At 52.1% G+C, this 17,664-nt stretch carries 14 protein-coding genes and 1 pseudogene; 7 read left to right on the top strand and 8 right to left on the bottom strand.

The window, feature by feature from the left end; all coding sequences use genetic code 11:
* Positions 1 to 31: 31 nt before the first annotated feature.
* The 4 genes from QET93_RS09335 to QET93_RS09320 all read right to left on the bottom strand — a co-directional run bounded on the left by QET93_RS09335 (position 32) and on the right by QET93_RS09320 (position 4,061).
* Positions 32 to 1,654: a formate--tetrahydrofolate ligase gene (locus QET93_RS09335; protein WP_280131338.1), complete on the bottom strand. Its 1,623-nt coding sequence runs from the start codon at positions 1,652 to 1,654 to the stop codon at positions 32 to 34.
* Between the two features lie 72 nt (positions 1,655 to 1,726).
* Positions 1,727 to 2,722, bottom strand: coding sequence for a hypothetical protein (locus QET93_RS09330; RefSeq protein WP_280131339.1), 996 nt, complete (start codon positions 2,720 to 2,722; stop codon positions 1,727 to 1,729).
* Between the two features lie 98 nt (positions 2,723 to 2,820).
* Entirely contained in the window at positions 2,821 to 3,201 is a 381-nt protein-coding gene (locus QET93_RS09325; RefSeq protein ID WP_280126343.1) for an ApaG domain, read from the bottom strand.
* 11 nt (positions 3,202 to 3,212) lie between these two features.
* Positions 3,213 to 4,061, bottom strand: coding sequence for a hypothetical protein (locus QET93_RS09320; protein WP_280131340.1), 849 nt, complete (start codon positions 4,059 to 4,061; stop codon positions 3,213 to 3,215).
* Positions 4,062 to 4,191: 130 nt separating this feature from the next.
* On the opposite strand from QET93_RS09320, the gene QET93_RS09315 reads away from it, so the two are divergent.
* The 5 genes from QET93_RS09315 (at position 4,192) to ptsP (ending at position 9,829) form a co-directional block, all read left to right on the top strand.
* A complete protein-coding gene (locus QET93_RS09315) occupies positions 4,192 to 5,700 on the top strand; it encodes a glycosyltransferase family 2 protein (protein ID WP_280131341.1) in 1,509 nt (502 codons plus the stop codon).
* Positions 5,701 to 5,816: 116 nt separating this feature from the next.
* Complete coding sequence (locus tag QET93_RS09310) at positions 5,817 to 6,566, top strand: L,D-transpeptidase (protein ID WP_280131342.1); 750 nt, start codon at positions 5,817 to 5,819, stop codon at positions 6,564 to 6,566.
* Between the two features lie 59 nt (positions 6,567 to 6,625).
* Complete coding sequence (gene hprK / locus QET93_RS09305) at positions 6,626 to 7,600, top strand: HPr(Ser) kinase/phosphatase (RefSeq protein WP_280126339.1); 975 nt, start codon at positions 6,626 to 6,628, stop codon at positions 7,598 to 7,600.
* 66 nt (positions 7,601 to 7,666) lie between these two features.
* On the top strand, positions 7,667 to 7,936 hold the full coding sequence (locus tag QET93_RS09300; protein ID WP_280126338.1) for an HPr family phosphocarrier protein: 270 nt from the start codon (positions 7,667 to 7,669) through the stop codon (positions 7,934 to 7,936).
* Between the two features lie 102 nt (positions 7,937 to 8,038).
* Positions 8,039 to 9,829: a phosphoenolpyruvate--protein phosphotransferase gene (gene ptsP, locus QET93_RS09295; RefSeq protein WP_280131343.1), complete on the top strand. Its 1,791-nt coding sequence runs from the start codon at positions 8,039 to 8,041 to the stop codon at positions 9,827 to 9,829.
* An 85-nt stretch (positions 9,830 to 9,914) separates the two neighbouring features.
* Here ptsP and fucU read toward each other — a convergent pair whose 3' ends face one another.
* From fucU to QET93_RS09275, 4 genes and pseudogenes are all read right to left on the bottom strand, one after another.
* Entirely contained in the window at positions 9,915 to 10,334 is a 420-nt protein-coding gene (gene fucU, locus QET93_RS09290) for an L-fucose mutarotase (protein ID WP_280126336.1), read from the bottom strand.
* A 34-nt stretch (positions 10,335 to 10,368) separates the two neighbouring features.
* The gene (gene fucK / locus QET93_RS09285) at positions 10,369 to 11,793 is read right to left on the bottom strand and encodes an L-fuculokinase (protein WP_280126335.1); all 1,425 of its coding nucleotides are present in this window, start codon (positions 11,791 to 11,793) and stop codon (positions 10,369 to 10,371) included.
* Positions 11,794 to 11,908: 115 nt separating this feature from the next.
* A complete protein-coding gene (locus QET93_RS09280; protein ID WP_280131344.1) occupies positions 11,909 to 13,681 on the bottom strand; it encodes an L-fucose isomerase in 1,773 nt (590 codons plus the stop codon).
* A gap of 635 nt (positions 13,682 to 14,316) precedes the next feature.
* Positions 14,317 to 15,663 (bottom strand): annotated as a pseudogene (locus QET93_RS09275) (sugar MFS transporter); the annotation flags it as partial.
* 276 nt (positions 15,664 to 15,939) lie between these two features.
* Here QET93_RS09275 and QET93_RS09270 point away from each other — a divergent pair.
* On the top strand, positions 15,940 to 16,902 hold the full coding sequence (locus tag QET93_RS09270) for a bile acid:sodium symporter (RefSeq protein ID WP_280131346.1): 963 nt from the start codon (positions 15,940 to 15,942) through the stop codon (positions 16,900 to 16,902).
* 74 nt (positions 16,903 to 16,976) lie between these two features.
* Positions 16,977 to 17,495, top strand: a complete 519-nt coding sequence (locus tag QET93_RS09265; RefSeq protein WP_280126331.1) for a ferritin — start codon at positions 16,977 to 16,979, stop codon at positions 17,493 to 17,495.
* Positions 17,496 to 17,664: the final 169 nt, after the last annotated feature.

Below are 17,664 nucleotides of genomic sequence, written 5' to 3'. Positions count from 1 at the left end.
GAAATAATGCTGTGGAGGAGGCGGCAAAACGTCAGACGCCGTGGATGGTGCCGTCGTCGTCCAGTTCAATGCTCGTGGCATTGGGAATGCGGGGCAGGGCGGGCATGCGCATGATTTCCCCGCAGAGGGCGACGAGGAAGCCTGCTCCGTTGGCAATTTCGAAGTCTCGTACGGTAATGGTGAATCCTTTGGGGCGGCCGCGGAGTTTGGCATTGTCGGAGAGGGAATTCTGCGTTTTGGCCATGCAGACGGGAAGATTGGTCAAACCGCAGGACTCGAAGAGTGCGAGTTTTTTGCGTGCAGCAGGGGTTAGTTCCACTCCATCGGCACCGTAGATTTTCGTAGCGATCGTGCGGATTTTTTCTTCGACGGGAATGTTGACTTCATACAGAGGTTTGAAGTTGGGGCTGGGGCGGTCGGCGGCGGCGATGACTTTTTCCGCGAGTTCCCTGCCTCCTTCTCCTCCATTGGCGAAAATGTCCGCCACGGCGCAGTCGACTCCGCGGTCTTTGCAGAATTCGCGGATCGCCAGGAGTTCTTCTTCGTTGTCATCTGCAAATTTGTTAATGGCGACGACAACGGGCCGCTGGAAATTGGCTGCGGCATCCAGGTGGGCTGCCAGATTGGGAAGGCCGGCGCGGACGGCATCGACATTGGGGACTTTGAGGTCGGCCAGGGCCGTACCTCCGTGCATTTTGAGGGCGCGGGCCGTGGTGACGATCACGATGGCGTCTGGAGCGAGGCCAGTCTGACGGCATTTGATGTCGAGGAATTTTTCAGCGCCGAGGTCGAATGCGAATCCGGCTTCCGTGACGGCGTAGTCCCCATATCGGAGAGCCATCCTGGTGGCCAGGACGGAGTTGCAACCGTGGGCGATGTTGGCAAACGGGCCTCCGTGGAGAAAACAAGGGACTCCTTCCATGGAACGAACGAGGTTGGGCATCATGGCGTCTTTAAGGAGAGCCATGACGGCTCCCGTGATACCGAGTTCTTTGGCGAATACGGGTTTGTCGTCTACGGTGAAGCCGATGACGATACGGTCGATGCGGCTTCTCATGTCGGCATAGGAAGTGGCTAGGCAGAGACAGGCCATGATTTCCGAGGCGGGCGTAATGTCGAACGAGCTTTCGCGAGGAAATCCTTGTTTGTTGAGACCGACGATGATGGAACGCAGGCAACGGTCGTTCATGTCCATGACCCGCTTCCATGTGACTTTGCGCTCATCAAGGTTGATGGTACGGTAGAAAAGGGCGTTGTCGATGACGGCGCTGATGAGGTTATGGGCGGAAGTGATGGCGTGGAAGTCGCCGGTGAAATGCATGTTGATTTCTTCCGTCGGGATAATCGTACTCTTTCCTCCGCCGGTAGCGCCGCCCTTACGTCCGAAAACGGGACCCATGGATGGCTGGCGCAGAGCCAGGCAAACTTTTTTCCCCAGAACCTGCAATCCCTGTGCAAGGCCTACGGAAATGGTGGTTTTCCCTTCTCCCGATGGGGTGGGGGTGATGGCGGAAACCAGGATGAGCTTTCCCTGCTTATGATTGCCATCCAGTGCTTTAATGGAGACTTTGGCTTTGTTGCGGCCCATGGGCAGAATATATTCCGGTTCTGCACCGATGCGTTCCAGACAGTCTGAGAAAGTAGATTGTTCCATAAATGAATATCATGCAGAATATTCGCGGGAAATCAACAATTCATCGCGTTTATTCTTCCATGAGACGATTCATTAGGAAAAACTGGAAATCCTGCGGGACGACTTGAAGAAGGCGAAAAGCGTCAGTGCCGCGATAATTCCGCAAATGGTTAGGGACGCTTTCTTAATGTCGGAGAGCCGGATGCGGTTTTCTTCCATGCGTTTGCTGAGGATGGTGCCGGCTTCGAAGCGTTTGCTTTCCAGTTCGTCGCTGATGCGCGAGCATTCGATCTGGGCGGAGTGAAGAATTCCTGTCAGAATGTTGCGTTCCATCTTGTATTCTTCTTCCAGTTGCTCCAGAAGGTTGATAGAGACCATGGTTCTGGAATGGTTTTGCCTGATGTTTTTGACGGCATCGGAACGATGGTCTATTTTTCTGAGGAGGGTGATGAGTTCTTTTCGTTCCTGGGCGTATTTCAATTCTCCTTCCTTGATTTGAAGCTCTTGCGAGAGGCGATTTTTATAATCTTCCTGTTTGAGTGCCCTGTGTTTTTTATTCATGTTGTTTCTGGCCTGGGCGACGACGCTGGGGACTGTGTCGGATTGTCTGCCGCGGAAGATGCGGTGCTCTTTTTTGAGGTTTTCCAACAGTTGCCAATCCCGTGAAATGATATGGTCGATTTTGGCGGAATGGTCGGACATCCTGGTTTCAAGGTTCTGGAGGGTTTCTTCAAATTGAATTTGCTTTTTTTCCAGAGCTTCTTCGATGGATCTGCGCTGGGCTCGCAGACGGTTCAATTCGTTTTGGACGGTTTGCGAGCGAACCTTGGTTTTGGATTTGTTCAGTTCTTCCTCCTTGCGGATGCTGGTTTTGACGGTGCGGTATTGGCTGGCGAAGGTTGTCTCCGTCTGTCGGATTTCCTCCTGGGTGACAGTCAGATAGATTTGGGCGTGTTCCAGCGATTGTTCAAGTTCCTTGCATTCTTCATGGAGACGGTTGATTTCCGCCTGAACAAGGGAAGGGGAGAGCTTTTTTTCCTGGACGGAGTAGTAGTAGAAGCCTGAACAGCAGACAAGAATAAGAACCATGAACAAAAGGTACCGCATGCAGAAAGAGAAGATTATTGCCCGGAATACATACAAATTTTCCGGTGTAACTCAACTAAAAAATCGAGATCGGATGGCTTCTAGGAGGATTTATCGATCCTGATAACCAAAGGAGGAGTAATGAAATTTTCTCCGTGATTGTCTTTTCCAAGGAGAGTAAGACTGAGAGATGCCGGTTGACGGACGATATGGAAACCGGAGATGCTGAATATCTGACCGGGGCATAGCAAGGGATGGGTGTTGAACACGGTATCTCCCTCTACCACATCCGACTGGTCTTCTGCCGAGTTGATAATCCACTTGCGGCCGATGAGTCTGACTGGTTCCTTGGAAATATTGCGCATGCTGATGTTCAGCATGATAGAGTCATAGCCATCAGGCAGTGAAGAAGGCTGCTCCGACACCATCACGGAGGCCGCGATGCGGAATTCCAGACATTCGGATACGGGCAGTTGCTTCATGACGGGGTCTGTCAGGCGGAGAAGCCCCCGAGAGCCGTTTTGACGAGGCTGACGGCGGTCTCGCGCAACTTTTTGATGGTTTCTTCGGTTGGTTCCGGAGTTTCCGGGGAGAGCGTCATTTGTGCCTGGATGCGCTCAAGGAGTTTTCGGATACCCTGAATGTCGCGGCGTTGCTGCATTTCCGGTTCCAGTCCGCCAAGGATTTCCACAAAATATTCGGGGACGTCGGGTTGGAAGACGACTTTTGCCTGATCCGGCGAGAATTTTTTGTCAAGCGCGGCAGTGGCGGCGTCAAGGGCGCGGATCCATCCTCCGAGTGCAATCAGATGGGCCATATCGGGATCGCGAAGGGAAGCGAGTTCCTGTTCGACGTCGTTCTGGGTCAGGGCCAGATTGTTTTTAAAGTTGGTGAGATCTCCGTCTTCCGCGTTTTTCAACAGGCTGGCCGCATGGCGGTTGACGCGTTCGCCGGCGCCCATGGCTTTGGCGTAACGAGAGAGATCAAGAGCGATGGGACGCACTTCGTTCATTTTACCGCACTGGACAATGATGAATCCGTCCGCCATCAGGAACCCCATTTCCAGAGCGAGGGAGGAACGGTCAACTGGCAATTTGTCCGGGCGTTTTCGGATGGCTGTTTCTTCCGGGATCGGGGGAAGGCCTTCCAGGTCTTCAAAGATCTTTTTGATAGATGGCGCCGTGAATTCATTGACGCCCAGCTCTTCTTTCATATGTGATTCGTCAAGCAGGCGTTCAGGAATGGCCGGTTGACTCTTTTCTTCAACTACAGGTTTTTCCTGGGCCCAGGCATACGTCAGAGAAGCAGCGCCTGCCAATGTCAGCATAGAAAGTTTATTCATGGAAGCTGGTGAGAAAAGGTGTGATGTATCAATGTACTTGACTCCGCCCTCATGGTGGCTTATGCAAGCCGTTCGTCAAGAAAATCTGCCAAAATTGACGCAGATGTGACAAAGAATCCCTCTCCACGCCATGCCTACTCAAGATATCATCTGGTATTCTGCTTATATTCTCGTCCTCATTGGAATGTCAGGTTATGGCTTACACCGTTTGATTATTGTGTACCTCTATTGGAAAAACGTACGCAACCGGCCCGAACCACGAGCTCATTTTGACGAATTGCCGGTTGTGACTGTTCAACTTCCGATGTATAATGAAATGTTTGTGGTGGATCGTCTTCTTGAATCCGTGGCTGCGCTGGATTATCCCAAAGAGAAGTTGGAGATACAGATTCTAGACGATTCTACTGACGGGACAACGGAACTGTGCATGAAGAAAGCAGAAGAATTGCGTTCCCGTGGCTATGATGCAGTTTGCCTGCATCGTACGGACCGGACAGGTTTTAAGGCCGGAGCCCTTGAAGAGGCCACGCAGGTGGCCAAGGGGGATTTTCTGTTTATTCTTGATGCGGATTTTCAGCCTCATTCCGACGTTCTGATGAAACAGATCCATTATTTTACCGATGACAAGGTGGGACTGGTTCAAACACGCTGGGAACATATTAACCGCAATTACAATCTGTTGACCCGCGTGCAGGCGTTGTTTCTGGACGGTCACTTCATGATGGAGCAAACTGCCCGCAACCGTTCCGGACGGTTTTTCACCTTCAACGGAACGGCCGGCATTTGGCGCAAAACAGCCATTACCGATGCCGGCGGCTGGGAACACGACACGCTGACGGAGGATATGGATCTTTCCTACCGTGCCCAGATGAAGGGGTGGCATTTCATCTTCCTGAACGATGTGGTGACTCCGGCGGAGCTTCCCGTGGATATGAACGGCTTCAAGGCTCAGCAGCATCGTTGGACGAAAGGCTCCATCCAAGTGTGCCAGAAAATGCTCTTCGATATTCTTCGTTCATCCGCCCCTCTGAAAGCCAAACTGGAAGCGACGACGCACCTGACAGCCAATTATTCCTATCTTCTGCTCATCCTTTTGTGTTGCCTGATTTACCCAGTTGCCATGGGGAATTTTAATTTTCAGCATTCGATTTATATTATTTTGATTAATCTGCTTCTTTTTTTCTTTGCTTCGATTGCTGTTTGCATCTTTTATGTGAGCGCCCAGATTGCCATCCGTCCTCGTAGTTGGTGGAAGGAACTGCCTTACCTCCCCGTGCTCCTGGCACTGGGTATCGGTATGGCCGTCAACAATGCCAAGGCAGTACTGGAGGCTATTGTGGGACACCAGTCCAGTTTTGTGCGTACTCCCAAATATGGTATCGGAGGCGAAGACGGACGCAAGGAAGGATCGCTCTTGAAGAAGCGCGGATACAAGGCGATCAAGTCGGTGATTGTGCCTGTTCTTGAACTGGCGTTTGGTTGCTTTTTCCTGTGGATGATTATTGAGTTATTGATCAGAGGCAATATCATTTCCGCCGTGCTGATGAGCCCGTTCCTTGGTTTTTTCTATACGTCTTTGTGTTCCTTTGGACAGATGTTGTTCTGTCTGTCCTCGAAAAAAGATGAGGTCCAGGCATAATTGTCCTAGGCAAGAGTGATTTTTTTTGCTTTATATTTCCTAATTAATCCGTTTTACTACTTTTATTAGGTTTATCTATGTTTAGCCGTCTCTTTTCATGGGCTGTTATATCAGGCATGGCTGTATGTTCCATGGTGTCCTGCCGCCATTCGGAGCCTTCCCCTTCGGCTGTTGTTACGGATGGGGTTGTTATTAGTGTCAAGGATCAGAAACTTGCCTTGATGCGTAAGGGAAAAATTGTTCGTACCTATCCCGTTAGCACTTCCAAATTCGGTTTGGGCGACCAGCGAGGCAGTTGCCGCACTCCTTTGGGCGTTCACAGCGTTGCCGCCAAGATCGGAGATAACCAGCCTCGTGGCATGGTTTTTAAGAGCCGGAGGCCGACAGGCGAAGTTGTAGTTCCCAATTCTCCCGGCCGCGATCCCATCGTGACGCGCATTCTCTGGTTGAAAGGCGAGGAAAACCGTAACAAAAATGCCTTTGCCCGCAATATTTACATTCATGGCACGGCCGAGGAACGTTCGATAGGCAGGCCTTCGTCCTACGGTTGCATCCGGATGAAGAGCAGCGATATTCTGGACGTGTACCAGTATGTACAGAGGGGGGAACCTGTCGTGATTGACCGTTGTTCTCTGGCTGCTTCTGAACAGATGGCAGGCAAACTCATGGTGGATCGCAATATGCAGGCCCAGGCCATACAGTCGGCGAATATGAATGCGCAGCGCCGTTCATCCCGATCCTCTTCTTCCAAGGCCATTGCTTCGAGCAGAAAGTCCGGCAAGGCGAAAAAGAGCCGATCCTCTCGCCGGGCCGGAAATGAATTGGCAAAAATTTCTCGTAGTGGCGGACGGGTGAGAAAGGGATGAATCCCCCCCTCTGCGAGAGACTTCCCCTGTCCATTCGGTTACTTCGATATCTTTGAATTATGTTGAGAACATCCCGCATCAAGAAAGTCGATTTTGTTACGGTTCACCAGTTTTACACGAAGTACAAGGATTCCTTGCAGCTTGAACTGATCAACAGCCCTGCCGGGTTGACCCGGAAGATTAGCGAACCGGCTATTAATCGTCCCGGTCTGGCTATTGCTGGATTTTATACCTATTTCGCCCACAAGCGCATCCAGGTGTTTGGCGCGGCGGAAGTGGCCTATCTGTTCCGCCTTCCGGCAGGAATGCGTCGTTCGCGCGTGCTTAGGATGTACAAGTGCGAAGTGCCTTGCATTGTCTTTTCCCGCGACCAGGAACCGCCGGCCGAAGTTTTGGAATTGGCCGATGAAGCGAATGTCTGTGTGTTCCGGACGAGCTTGGTTACAATGAAATTTGTCAATGCGGCAACGATTATTCTGGAAAACGAGTTTGCCGAAAGTACCACCGTGCATGGCTGCATGTTGGATTTGCGTGGAATCGGCATTCTGATTTGCGGCAAGAGCGGCGTAGGGAAGAGTGAAGCAGCCTTGGGATTGATCGAACGCGGAGGGGCTCTTGTCGCCGATGATGTTGTTCAGATCCGCAACATTGGCGGAGAACTGGTGACGAGCGCTCCGGAGATGAGCCGCGGCTTTTTGGAAGTGCGGGGCCTTGGCATCGTCAATGTGACAAACCTGTTCGGATTGAAGGCTTCCCGCAATCACAAGAGACTGGATCTGATTATTACTCTGAAAGCGGCTGCCGATATGTCTGATGTCGATCGTCTGGGACTGGAACGGAAAAAAATTACTGTCATGGGAGAACAGATTTATCACGTTGAACTTCCCGTGGCTCCCGGCCGTGATACGGCGCGTTTGATTGAAGTGGCTGCCATTGACCAGCAGTTGAAAAGCAATGGATATGACATGGCCGGCGAGTTTAATAAACGACTTTTGGACAAACTCTCCGAGGGCAGTGTCGAGGAAAGAAATTAAAAAAGAAGCTTGGAGTCTTTCGTCATTTCGTGTAGAACCCCCCTGAAGCAATCCCTCGAACTCTCCATGGTCACCAAGGAACTTACCATCATCAATAAACTCGGTATTCACGCTCGTCCCGCTGCTCAATTCGTGAAAGCGGCCAGTAAGTTCGTTTCCGATATTATTGTTGAAAAAGATGGAGAAGAAGTTGACGGGAAGAGCATTATGGGACTGATGATGCTGGCGGTAGGACATGGCTCCAAGATTACGGTTTCTGCGACCGGGGAGGATGAAGAGGAAGCGCTCAATGCATTGGAATCTTTGATCGAACGCAAGTTCGAAGAAGACGAATAAAATTTTCCACATGATTGTTCCGGTTCTCCGGATCGGGGCTATATTCTTCCGGGAGAATTCCGGGAAACCTCATCATTACTAACGAAGGGAAGACGAAAAACGATGCCATCCCAGACGATTGGGCTTACCTCTGAAGAATTGTGTTTGAAGGGGGTAGCTGTATCTTCCGGTATTGCCATCGGCGAACTCCTTCTCCGGTTTTCCTCCCATTTGTGTCCGGAAAAGTTTCCGATTACGAAAGATGCCGTGGAGCAGGAATTGGAACGTTTCCAGAAGGCTTTGGAAATTACTGAACAGCAAATTGAAGCTCTTCAGGAAAGAACCCGGACTGTTTCCGGTGAGAAGAACGCTTCGATTTTCGATGCCCACATTCTGTTTCTGAAGGATAGCATGATGCTTTCCCAGGTCAGGAAGGGAGTCGAGGAATCGCTATTGAATGTGGAGTATGTGTTCTACAATACGGTGCAGAGATACTTGCTGGTTATGCAAAGTCTCGGGGACGATTATTTGAGGAACCGTGGTATCGATCTGGAAGATGTCCGTTCCCGCGTCCTGCACAACATGCACTTGCAACAGGAGGACGAACTGGCAAAAGCTTACTATGCCAGCAGCCATATTCTAGTCGCCAACGACTTGAATCCATCCGACACGGCGGCTATGGATGTGGACCAGGTGCTGGGATTCGTTACCGAGCAGGGGTCTGCCATGTCCCATACCGCTATTCTTGCTCGTTCAATGGGTATTCCGGCTATTGTCGGTATGGAGGATGCCATGCAGAGGATTACTGACATGCACGCCCGTTGCGCCATTCTTGATGGCTATGAAGGGGTGCTGATTATTAATCCGTCCCAGGAGACGATTTCGAAATACAAGCGGATCCAGATGGAGAAGAAACGCGCATACCGTGCGTTGGAGAAGATGAAGAATCTTCCAACCGTGACGCTTGACGGCCATCATGTCTGCCTGGCTCTCAATGTGGAATTCCCGCACGAACATGAAGGGATGCGCGAAGTCGGGGCCGAAGGAATCGGATTGTTCAGAACGGAGTTTTTCCTTCTAGGGGACGGGGAACACCCGATGCCCGGAGAGGATGAACAAACGCGCCGTTATGAAGAACTCGTGACGGGATGTGCCCCCTACGAAGTCGTTTTCAGGACGCTTGATGCGGGAGGCGATAAATTGCCGATGGAAAAATCCGATCCCGAACCCAATCCATTCCTGGGATGGAGGGGGATCCGTGTTTCTTTGAGTTGCCGGGAAATGTTCAAGACCCAGCTGAAAGCGATTTTGCGGGCTAGCGCCAAAGGGGCTGCTTCCGTGATGTTTCCAATGGTGTCAGGTCGCACCGAGGTAATTCTGGCTAAGACGATTTTGCAGGAATGCCGGGATGAATTGGATGCTACGGGCATTCCTTATGGCAAGGATTTGAAAGTGGGGATCATGGTGGAAGTGCCGAGTGCCGCCATGCTGGCGGATGTCCTGGCACAAGAAGTGGACTTTTTCTCCATCGGTACCAATGATTTGACTCAGTACGCCATTGCCGTGGATCGCATTAACAGCCGTGTTGCCCATATGTTCCGTCCGACTCATCCCGGAGTCGTACGCATGATGGATATGACGATTCGGGCCGGTAAAAAGCATGGGATTCCGACCACGATTTGCGGCGAGGTAGCGGGGGATATCCTGTTGCTTCCCCTGATTGTAGGTTTGGGAGCCAGGGAACTTTCCGTTGGGGGGCATTTAGTGCCTATTTTGCGTTATGCCATTCGGAGCTTGAATTATGAAGAGTGCAAACGCATTGCTCAGGAAGCCCTGATGGCTCCGGATAGCCACACCGTTTTCAAACTGAGTTCGGAACTGGCAAGAAAGTCGTACCCGATTCTTTTTGAATAATCGGACGAGGACATGAAAAAAGCTGTGCCTGCCTTGATGATGCAGATCACAGCTTCGATATATGGAAATGTTTCCAAAGAGAAATTCAAGAAAGAGGCGTTACTCCCTTTTTCAAGATGATGTTGCCGTATTTGGCTGTTTCTCCGGAAAGAACAACGGCATAGGCAGACATGGCGCGTTCGTAGAAAGCGAAACGTTCCATACGTTCGATTTCTCCTTCGTATCCGAGGGCTTCCCGGTATTTGGCTTCGACTGTCGGGTCGAGCGTATCTCCGGGAACGGCGTCCATCATGACGACGGGCGTGGCATAGGCATCCAGTTCGAACAGGGGAATGATGCCGGAGAGCAGAGTGGTTGCACCGATCCCGTCCGCGCGGACGACATTGGCATTGAAGGTGTGGGCGGGGAAGTGGGCGTCGGAGATGACGATTTCGTCTCCATGACCCATTTCGGCGAGGATCTTGAGTAGTTCAGGGCTGATGGCCGGAGAAATTCCTTTAAGCATATGATTTGGTTGTGAATTGGTTGAAAGGGGGGTATTAGCGCGAAAAGATGTTCCGGTACAGAGCGGCATCCGGACCGGGTTCGTAGGTTTCGTAGGCGATGCCGAAGGCATCCCGGGCTGCTTCCGGAGTGGGATAGATTCCTGCACCGGCAAAGGCGAACATGGAAGCACCCAAAACAGTACTTTCAGAAACTTTGGAGACTTTGACAGGGATATTGAGGATGTCGGCACGGATTTGCGTCCATACTTTGTTGCGGGCTCCCCCTCCGACGAGAACGAGGCATTTGCTTTGGAAGCCTCCGACGGATTCCAGGCGTTCTAGGCGGGATTTGAGCCTGAGCGTGAGAGCTTCCATGGCTGCCCGGTAGATATGAGCGCGCGTCCTTCCGAGGACAAGGCCGTTGATGGAGCCTTTATGTGGATCGGAGGGTAGGAAGTCGGGGACAAGCGTAACTCCGTTGCTGCCGGGCGGGATGGCTGCGGCTTCGGCATCCATCGTGTCGTAGGATTCGCCATTGAAGCAGGTGCTCTTGACCCATTCGATGATGCCGGAACCGATCCACTGGAGACCGGGATTGCGCAGGGCGGGGTCGGCATCAAGTTCGGCAGTGGCTCCGTCATGGTAATCCTCGGGAGAAAGACTGGCCTGAGCGGAGCGAACCATGAGAATTTCCCAAGTTCCGGAGGAGAGGACTGGCTGGTCTTTTTCCGCTCCCGAGCCAAAGACGGCAAACTGAGTATCGTGGCCGGTGGAGATGACGGGGACGCCAGCCAGGGGAAGTCCCAGGGCTTCTGCGGCTTTCGAGGTGATTGTTCCGATGGTTTCTCCAGCATTGACCATGGCAGGGAAGAGGCTGCGTTCCAATCCGAGAGCGGAGAGTATTTCCGGGGAAAAATCTCCTGTGGAGAGATCCGTCATTTGAGAGGTACCGGCCATGGTGCGGTCCGTAGCCATGATTCCTGTGAGACGGTAGGCCAGGATGTTTGAGATGAAGAGCCAAGCATGGGCTTGCCCGATGAGTTCCGGGCGATTTTCCTTGAGCCAGATCAGTTTGTAGATCGTGTTGAAAGCGAAGGCTCCGACGCCGGAAATACGGTTCAGTTCCTCTTGGGGCATATAGGAACCTACTTGTTCCATCACGTCTGCCGTCCGGGGACATTTCCAGGAAATGACGGGATAGAGGAGTTTTCCTTCCCGGTCAACGAGGGTTCCGTCGACTCCGAATGTTGTGATTGTAACCGCCTTGATTCGTGTTGGATCCAGTCCCTCCAGAGTTTTGCGGGCACAGGCGGCAAGCTGTTCCAGGATGCGATCCGCATCCCAGACATGGAAATCGGGATTTTCGCTTCCAGGGGTGGTACTGTTGGGCTGGGAGGCTTTGGCAACGATGGTTCCCTTGTCGTCGACGACCATGGCTCGCACGTTGGTTGCTCCGCAATCAAGACATAAGACAAACATGATGAATGAGTATGGAAATTATATATTCGGAATGACAGACCCCGGCTGAGGATAGGATATGAAAAAGAAGCGGGGGAGGCAATACCTCCCCCGCCCACACGCGGTACGGAATTAATTAATACTTGCCGTAGATTGGGCCGTAGGCTGCACAGGCACGGTAGTCGGAACCTTCCTTGTCCATTCCGAAGGAAGCCCAGGCGGACGGACGGAAGATTTGGCTGTCTTCGATGTTGTGCATGCAAACGGGGATGCGAAGCATCGAAGCCAGTGTAATAACGTCGGCACCGATATGACCATGAACGAGAACACCGTGGTTGGCTCCCCAGTTGGCCATGACGGAGTAAACGTCCGTGAAGGCTCCCTTGCCGGTCAGGCGGGGAGCAAACCAAGTGGTTGGCCAAGAGGGGTCGGTACGCAGGTTGAGCGTATTGTGCACGTCTGCCGGGAGGTCGACGCTCCATCCTTCGGCAAGCTGCAGGACGGGGCCGAGTCCCTTGACCATGTTGACGCGCAGCATGGTGAATGGTACGCCTCCTTTCGTCAGGAAGCAGGAAGAGTAACCACCTCCACGGAAATATTCCGAGATGGCCGGACACCATTTAGTGGCTTGCATGCAGAGTTTGGCGTCTTCACAGGTCACTTCCCAGTGGGGCTTCATGGTCGGCTTGCCTTCGGCATCCGTCATGGCGCAGGAACCGTCGAGGGCGGCAGCACCGGAGTTGATCAGGTGGATGAACCCGTTGGAAGCGGTACCTTCCAGAGTGTGTCCGGTAACGCGCTTGACGGCATCCGGAGACCAATAGGTTCGGACATCGGCGAATATGGAGGCCTTGCCGGTCAACTGATAACCCAACAGGAGGCAGATGCCGTTGAGTGAGTCGTTTTCCGTGGCGACGGGCATGGGCGCACGGGGACCGTTCCAGTCGAAGGTGCTGTTAAGGAGGGCTTCCATCGTGTCGCCGTTCGGGTAAAAGTCCGTCCAGTGGCGCTGGCCTTGGAACCCGCCAAGGATGGCGTTGTAACCCATGCCTTCTTCGATGAACCCTTTGTCGCGGACGGCTTTGTTGCCCTGCATCATGTCGCGGACGATCATGGTCATCATGACGCATTCTTTGAGGACCTTTTTGTTTTCTTCCGGAGTCTTGCGGCTCTTTTCCGAGTTGCGATCCTCGCCCATGATGAAATTATCATTTACCCAGGACATGGCGAGCTGGAGTTCCTGAACATCGTAGATGCCCAGTTCCATGCGGCGTCGAAGTTCCGTCATGTCAACGGCTTGAACACGCATGCCGAGGTAGTTTTCGAAAAGACTCTGGTCCACGATGGAGCCGGCAATGCCCATGGAGCAACCTCCGAGAGACATGTAGCTCTTGCCGCGGATGTCGGCGACGACAAGGCCTGCGCGGACGAAGCGGAGGATTTTTTCTTCGACATCGGCAGGGATGGTATCGTCCTGAGCGTCCTGGACGTCATGACCGTAAATGGAGAATGCGGGCAGACCTTTTTGAGTGTGCCCGGCGAGGGCGGCAGCCAGATAGACGGCTCCCGGCCGTTCCGTGCCGTTGAATCCCCAAATGGCCTTGGGGAGCAGGGGATCCATATCCATCGTTTCACTGCCGTAGCACCAGCAGGGCGTTACCGTGAGCGTCATGCCGACATTGTTGGCCTTGAATTTATCTGCGCACATGCAGGCTTCCGCCGTACCGCCGATGGTTGTGTCGGCAATGACGCATTTGACGGGGGAACCGTCAGCGTGGCGAAGAGTTGATTCGATGAGTTTGGCCGCACTGCGAGCCATGTTCATGGTCTGTTCTTCCAATGATTCGCGGACTCCGCGACGACGTCCGTCAATGACTGGACGAATACCTACCGTGGGATTTGTTTTCATATGATGAGAAAGATGTATCATTATGTATAATATACAGCAAGTGATTTTTATGCGGCACCATCTTCATTTTCTTCTTTGATGTGAGCATTGCGGAAGAAAAAGGCATAGAGAAGGACGATAGCGAAGCAAATGACGGGAATGAAGAAGGATTCGCGAACGGAAGATTCTACAATTTGCTGCTGCTGAGACTGGAATGCATTCATCTCCAGAGGCTTGGCGACAAGATCCGAAATTAGGGACGACTGACTGGGGCTTGTTGAGACGAGAGCGGGAAGAAGTGTGAAGTTTCGGATTTGTTCCGTCCGGTCAGAGGGGGAGGGCAGTTTGGCCAGGTTGCCTTGGAGATTCTCGATTTCGGCATCGGAGATCAGAGCGCAACCGGGCAGAGTTTTGACTGCTACCTTGAATTGATCGCCGGACAGGGTCGGGAGGGTGTTGAAGGTGGCTAGATTTTTTTCAAATTTATCGCGTGTCTGCTTGTCCTGTCCCGTAGCATCGGCAGGGATTTCGGACATTTTGTAAATAGCCAGCATGGAGCTGGTAATGGACTTTTTGGCGTCTGCCTCTTCAGCACGGGCAATGACGGGTCTGTTGATGGAGTCGAAGTACTGTACCTGGTTGGAGACGGTTTGCTGGTCGATGAAATCGCCCATGAACGGGGTGATGATGGCTCCCCCGAGAATAGCCATGATCAAGCCGGCGGCTCCTAGTTTGACTTCATTGCCCAATCCTCTCAGGGCAATACCGTAAATGGTGGGGAACATCAGGGACATGCAACCGGAAATGGCAACGAGGGCCCAGACGGACAGAGAGGAAGGAAGCCACATGGTTCCCAGGCAGCAGAGGATACCTGCTATGGCGAAGAGGGCCATCATATTGGCCGGATTGAATTTCTTCATCAGTGCGGTGGCTGTGGCTCGGCAGATAATGAAGAGAACGATGGAACAAAGGTAGTAGTTGGCGGCGGCGGCTTCCTGGGTACCCGGGAAGACGGCCATGACATATTTTACCGTCCATGTCCAGACGGTGATTTGGAGTCCGACATAGAAGAACTGGGCTATGACGCCGAAGCTGTAACGGGGAAGGCGGAGAAGCTTGAACAGAAGCTCCCGGTAATCGCGCATGAGCAAAAGGCACGCGAAGGGTCCGATCATCATGATCAGGATTTGGTTGATACGACCAAAGACGATACCGAACTGGTAATTGCAAACGATTTGGAAGATGAGGGGGATGATGATGCAGACGATGCACAGCCCGATACGTCCGAATTTGCGTCCGAGGTTATCTTTTCGGGACAGTGACGTTTCGTCCGTTGGCTTGTAGCGCATGAAGAAGAACCAGATAACGGCGGCAATGAGGACGAGGCCGACATAGGGAACGCAGACCCAGAAGAGCTCGTTGTTGACGATCTCGTTACGGATGGCAGGATCCATTGCCTTGCGGGTGTCGATGTCTGCGTCGCTCAGGTGGGAAAGGATGAAATACTGAGCCAGGAAAATGCCCGTCAGGGAACCGATCGGATTAAATGCCTGGGCAAAATTAAGTCGGCGTACGGCCGTGTCGTCCGGGCCCATGGAGAGGACGAACGGGTTGCATGTCGTTTCCAGCACGGACAGGCCGCCGGCAAGGATAAAGATGGCGTACAGGAAGAAGTCGAAACTCTGGCACCCGGCGGCGACGATGTAACCCAATGCTCCGATGATGTAGAATCCGAGGCCGATGAGAACACCTGTTTTGTAGGAGAACTCCTCAATCAGGATCGAGGCGAAGATGGCGAGTACCGCGTAAGCTCCGTAAAAGGAGATTTGAACGGCAGCCGATTCACCGGCATTGATCATGAAGATCTTACTGAAAGCGGGAACGAGGTTGTCCGTCATGTTGTTCAAAAGCCCCCATAGCGCGAAGCAGGAGACAAGCATGGCGAAAGGCACAAGATATTTCTTGGGTACAACAGGAGAGTTGGTAGGAATTGGCTTATCCATATTTCATTTGATGCTCTCATATTCTTCATGTCACGTCAATTTGGAAGTAAGCTGACGGCGCTTTTCATGTATAATGTCCTATTTACAACAACATAGGGCATTTCCAGTGGTGTGTTTTTGACGGGATTCGCATTTTTGGAGGCTGTCCGGCATGAAAAATCCGGGGGGGGGGCCGATTTGAAAGAGTCGGCTCTTGTCCTGGAGGGAGAAGGGTGCTAGTTTCCGGCAAGCACGCCTGTTTTTTCCCCTCCGGCGTGACGTACCTTCCTCAAAGTTATGGCAGCAGCTCTGATCCGAACATTGGCGATCATCCTGGCCTTCATCGCAGGCTATTTTCTTCCTTCCCTCAGTGGCCTGAGCTGGATGATCCGGTGGTTGATTGTCGGCATGCTGTTTATTACGTTTCTTGGGGTAAGGTTCGGCAAGTTGAAACCGGAACGCCGGCACTGGTTCATTGTCGTCGTGACTCTGGCAATGGGGCTTGGCCCCTTTTTTCTTTTGAAATGGCTCGGGTATGAGGATATTGCTATTGCCGCATTTTTTGTCGGTATTACCCCGACTGCGACGGCGGCTCCCGTCATCATGGGTTTTTTGAAGGGGAATGTGGAGTTTGTCCTGACTTCCCTGATTGTCGTGAATGCATTCATTTGTGCATTGATGCCTCTGATAATGCCCTTGGTGGTCGGGCGGGGAGGGATTGAAATTTACGGACAAGTAGCTGGGAGCGTCGGTTTTGTGATGATCGTTCCCTTCGTTCTGGCTATGATTGTGCGGAGGTGGAAACACAGATCTGTCTTGTGGCCCCGCAAGTTGAAAGATGTGTCTTTTGGAGCCTGGGTAGCCTGTCTTGTCCTGATTGCGGCGCATGCTTCGGACGATATTCATAACCGCCCCGAGCTTTCCCATTCCATTCTCTTGTGGATCGGGATTTTGTCTTTGGCAATTTGTGCGCTGAATTTCGGCATTGGTTATTTATTGGGAGGGCCGGATAGGAGGAGGGAATGCAGCCAGTCCCTGGGTCAGAAGAATACGACGCTGACTATCTTTCTGGCTATGATATACGCACCATCTCCCATTGCCTCCCTGGGGCCGACTTTTTACGTCCTGTGGCACAATTTGTGGAATGCCTGGCAGTTGAACCGTGCTGGCAGAGACAAGATGCGGGTTGTTCTCATGGATAATGAACGAACCGGCGAGTTGGAGAGTCTTTCCTATAAAGCCCGGAAATCCGGACGTTAACACTCTTCCCCGTAAATTCCTTGCGGGAGAAGGGAATGAATAGTATATCGGTGTCAACACCTAGGAGAATTAATATGATTAGCGATAAGATTGTCGAAGCACTCAATGAACAGTTGAAGTGGGAACTTTACTCTGCCAACCTTTACCTTTCCATGTCTGCATGGTTTCAGAATGAAGGCCTTCCGGGGTTTGCCAACTGGATGCGCGTGCAGTATCAGGAAGAAACGGCCCATGCTCTTAAATTCTACGATTTTGTCCTGAGTCGTGGAGGAAAGGTTAAGATGAGTTCTATCGAAGCTCCCGACCACAAATGGAAGAATATTCTGGATGTGTACGAGGCAACAGCCAAGCATGAAGCCGAAGTTACCCGCCGTATCAATGCCCTCACGAAGCTTAGCCGTGATGAAAACGATTATGCTTCGGAAATTTTCCTCCAGTGGTTTGTGACGGAACAAATCGAGGAAGAAGAAAATGTGAAGGAAATTCTCGGGCAGCTCAAGCTCATCGGCGGAGACGGTCAAGGCATCCTGATGCTGGACAAGGAATTCGCCACTCGTACCTTCGTGGCTCCTCCTGCCAATGGGAATAATTGATTGATTCCTTCGTCAATAATTTATCGGAGGGGCTGTCTCAGTCGGATTTTTCAATCCTTCGTGAGACAGCCCCAAATAATAAAAAGAGCTAATATTTGATTACCACGGAGGGTAAAATGCTTCGTGGAATCGGAGCAGGGCTTCGAGGATCGCAACCACGAAGCCCTGG

The organism is Akkermansia sp. N21116 (assembly GCF_029854705.2).
GTDB lineage: Bacteria > Verrucomicrobiota > Verrucomicrobiia > Verrucomicrobiales > Akkermansiaceae > Akkermansia.
This window is presented reverse-complemented; position numbering and strand designations above follow the sequence as displayed.

What these genes read in the sequence shown, in the direction of transcription:
- ptsP (WP_280131343.1), top strand. Translation starts at nt 8,039, where the DNA reads ATGCCATCCCAGACGATTGGGCTTACCTCTGAAGAATTGTGTTTGAAG.
- fucU (WP_280126336.1), bottom strand. Translation starts at nt 10,334, where the DNA reads ATGCTTAAAGGAATTTCTCCGGCCATCAGCCCTGAACTACTCAAGATC.
- QET93_RS09310 (WP_280131342.1), top strand. Translation starts at nt 5,817, where the DNA reads ATGGCTGTATGTTCCATGGTGTCCTGCCGCCATTCGGAGCCTTCCCCT.
- QET93_RS09280 (WP_280131344.1), bottom strand. Translation starts at nt 13,681, where the DNA reads ATGAAAACAAATCCCACGGTAGGTATTCGTCCAGTCATTGACGGACGT.
- QET93_RS09320 (WP_280131340.1), bottom strand. Translation starts at nt 4,061, where the DNA reads ATGAATAAACTTTCTATGCTGACATTGGCAGGCGCTGCTTCTCTGACG.
- QET93_RS09335 (WP_280131338.1), bottom strand. Translation starts at nt 1,654, where the DNA reads ATGGAACAATCTACTTTCTCAGACTGTCTGGAACGCATCGGTGCAGAA.
- QET93_RS09270 (WP_280131346.1), top strand. Translation starts at nt 15,940, where the DNA reads ATGGCAGCAGCTCTGATCCGAACATTGGCGATCATCCTGGCCTTCATC.
- fucK (WP_280126335.1), bottom strand. Translation starts at nt 11,793, where the DNA reads ATGTTTGTCTTATGTCTTGATTGCGGAGCAACCAACGTGCGAGCCATG.
- QET93_RS09325 (WP_280126343.1), bottom strand. Translation starts at nt 3,201, where the DNA reads ATGAAGCAACTGCCCGTATCCGAATGTCTGGAATTCCGCATCGCGGCC.
- hprK (WP_280126339.1), top strand. Translation starts at nt 6,626, where the DNA reads ATGTTGAGAACATCCCGCATCAAGAAAGTCGATTTTGTTACGGTTCAC.
- QET93_RS09300 (WP_280126338.1), top strand. Translation starts at nt 7,667, where the DNA reads ATGGTCACCAAGGAACTTACCATCATCAATAAACTCGGTATTCACGCT.
- QET93_RS09265 (WP_280126331.1), top strand. Translation starts at nt 16,977, where the DNA reads ATGATTAGCGATAAGATTGTCGAAGCACTCAATGAACAGTTGAAGTGG.
- QET93_RS09330 (WP_280131339.1), bottom strand. Translation starts at nt 2,722, where the DNA reads ATGGTTCTTATTCTTGTCTGCTGTTCAGGCTTCTACTACTACTCCGTC.
- QET93_RS09315 (WP_280131341.1), top strand. Translation starts at nt 4,192, where the DNA reads ATGCCTACTCAAGATATCATCTGGTATTCTGCTTATATTCTCGTCCTC.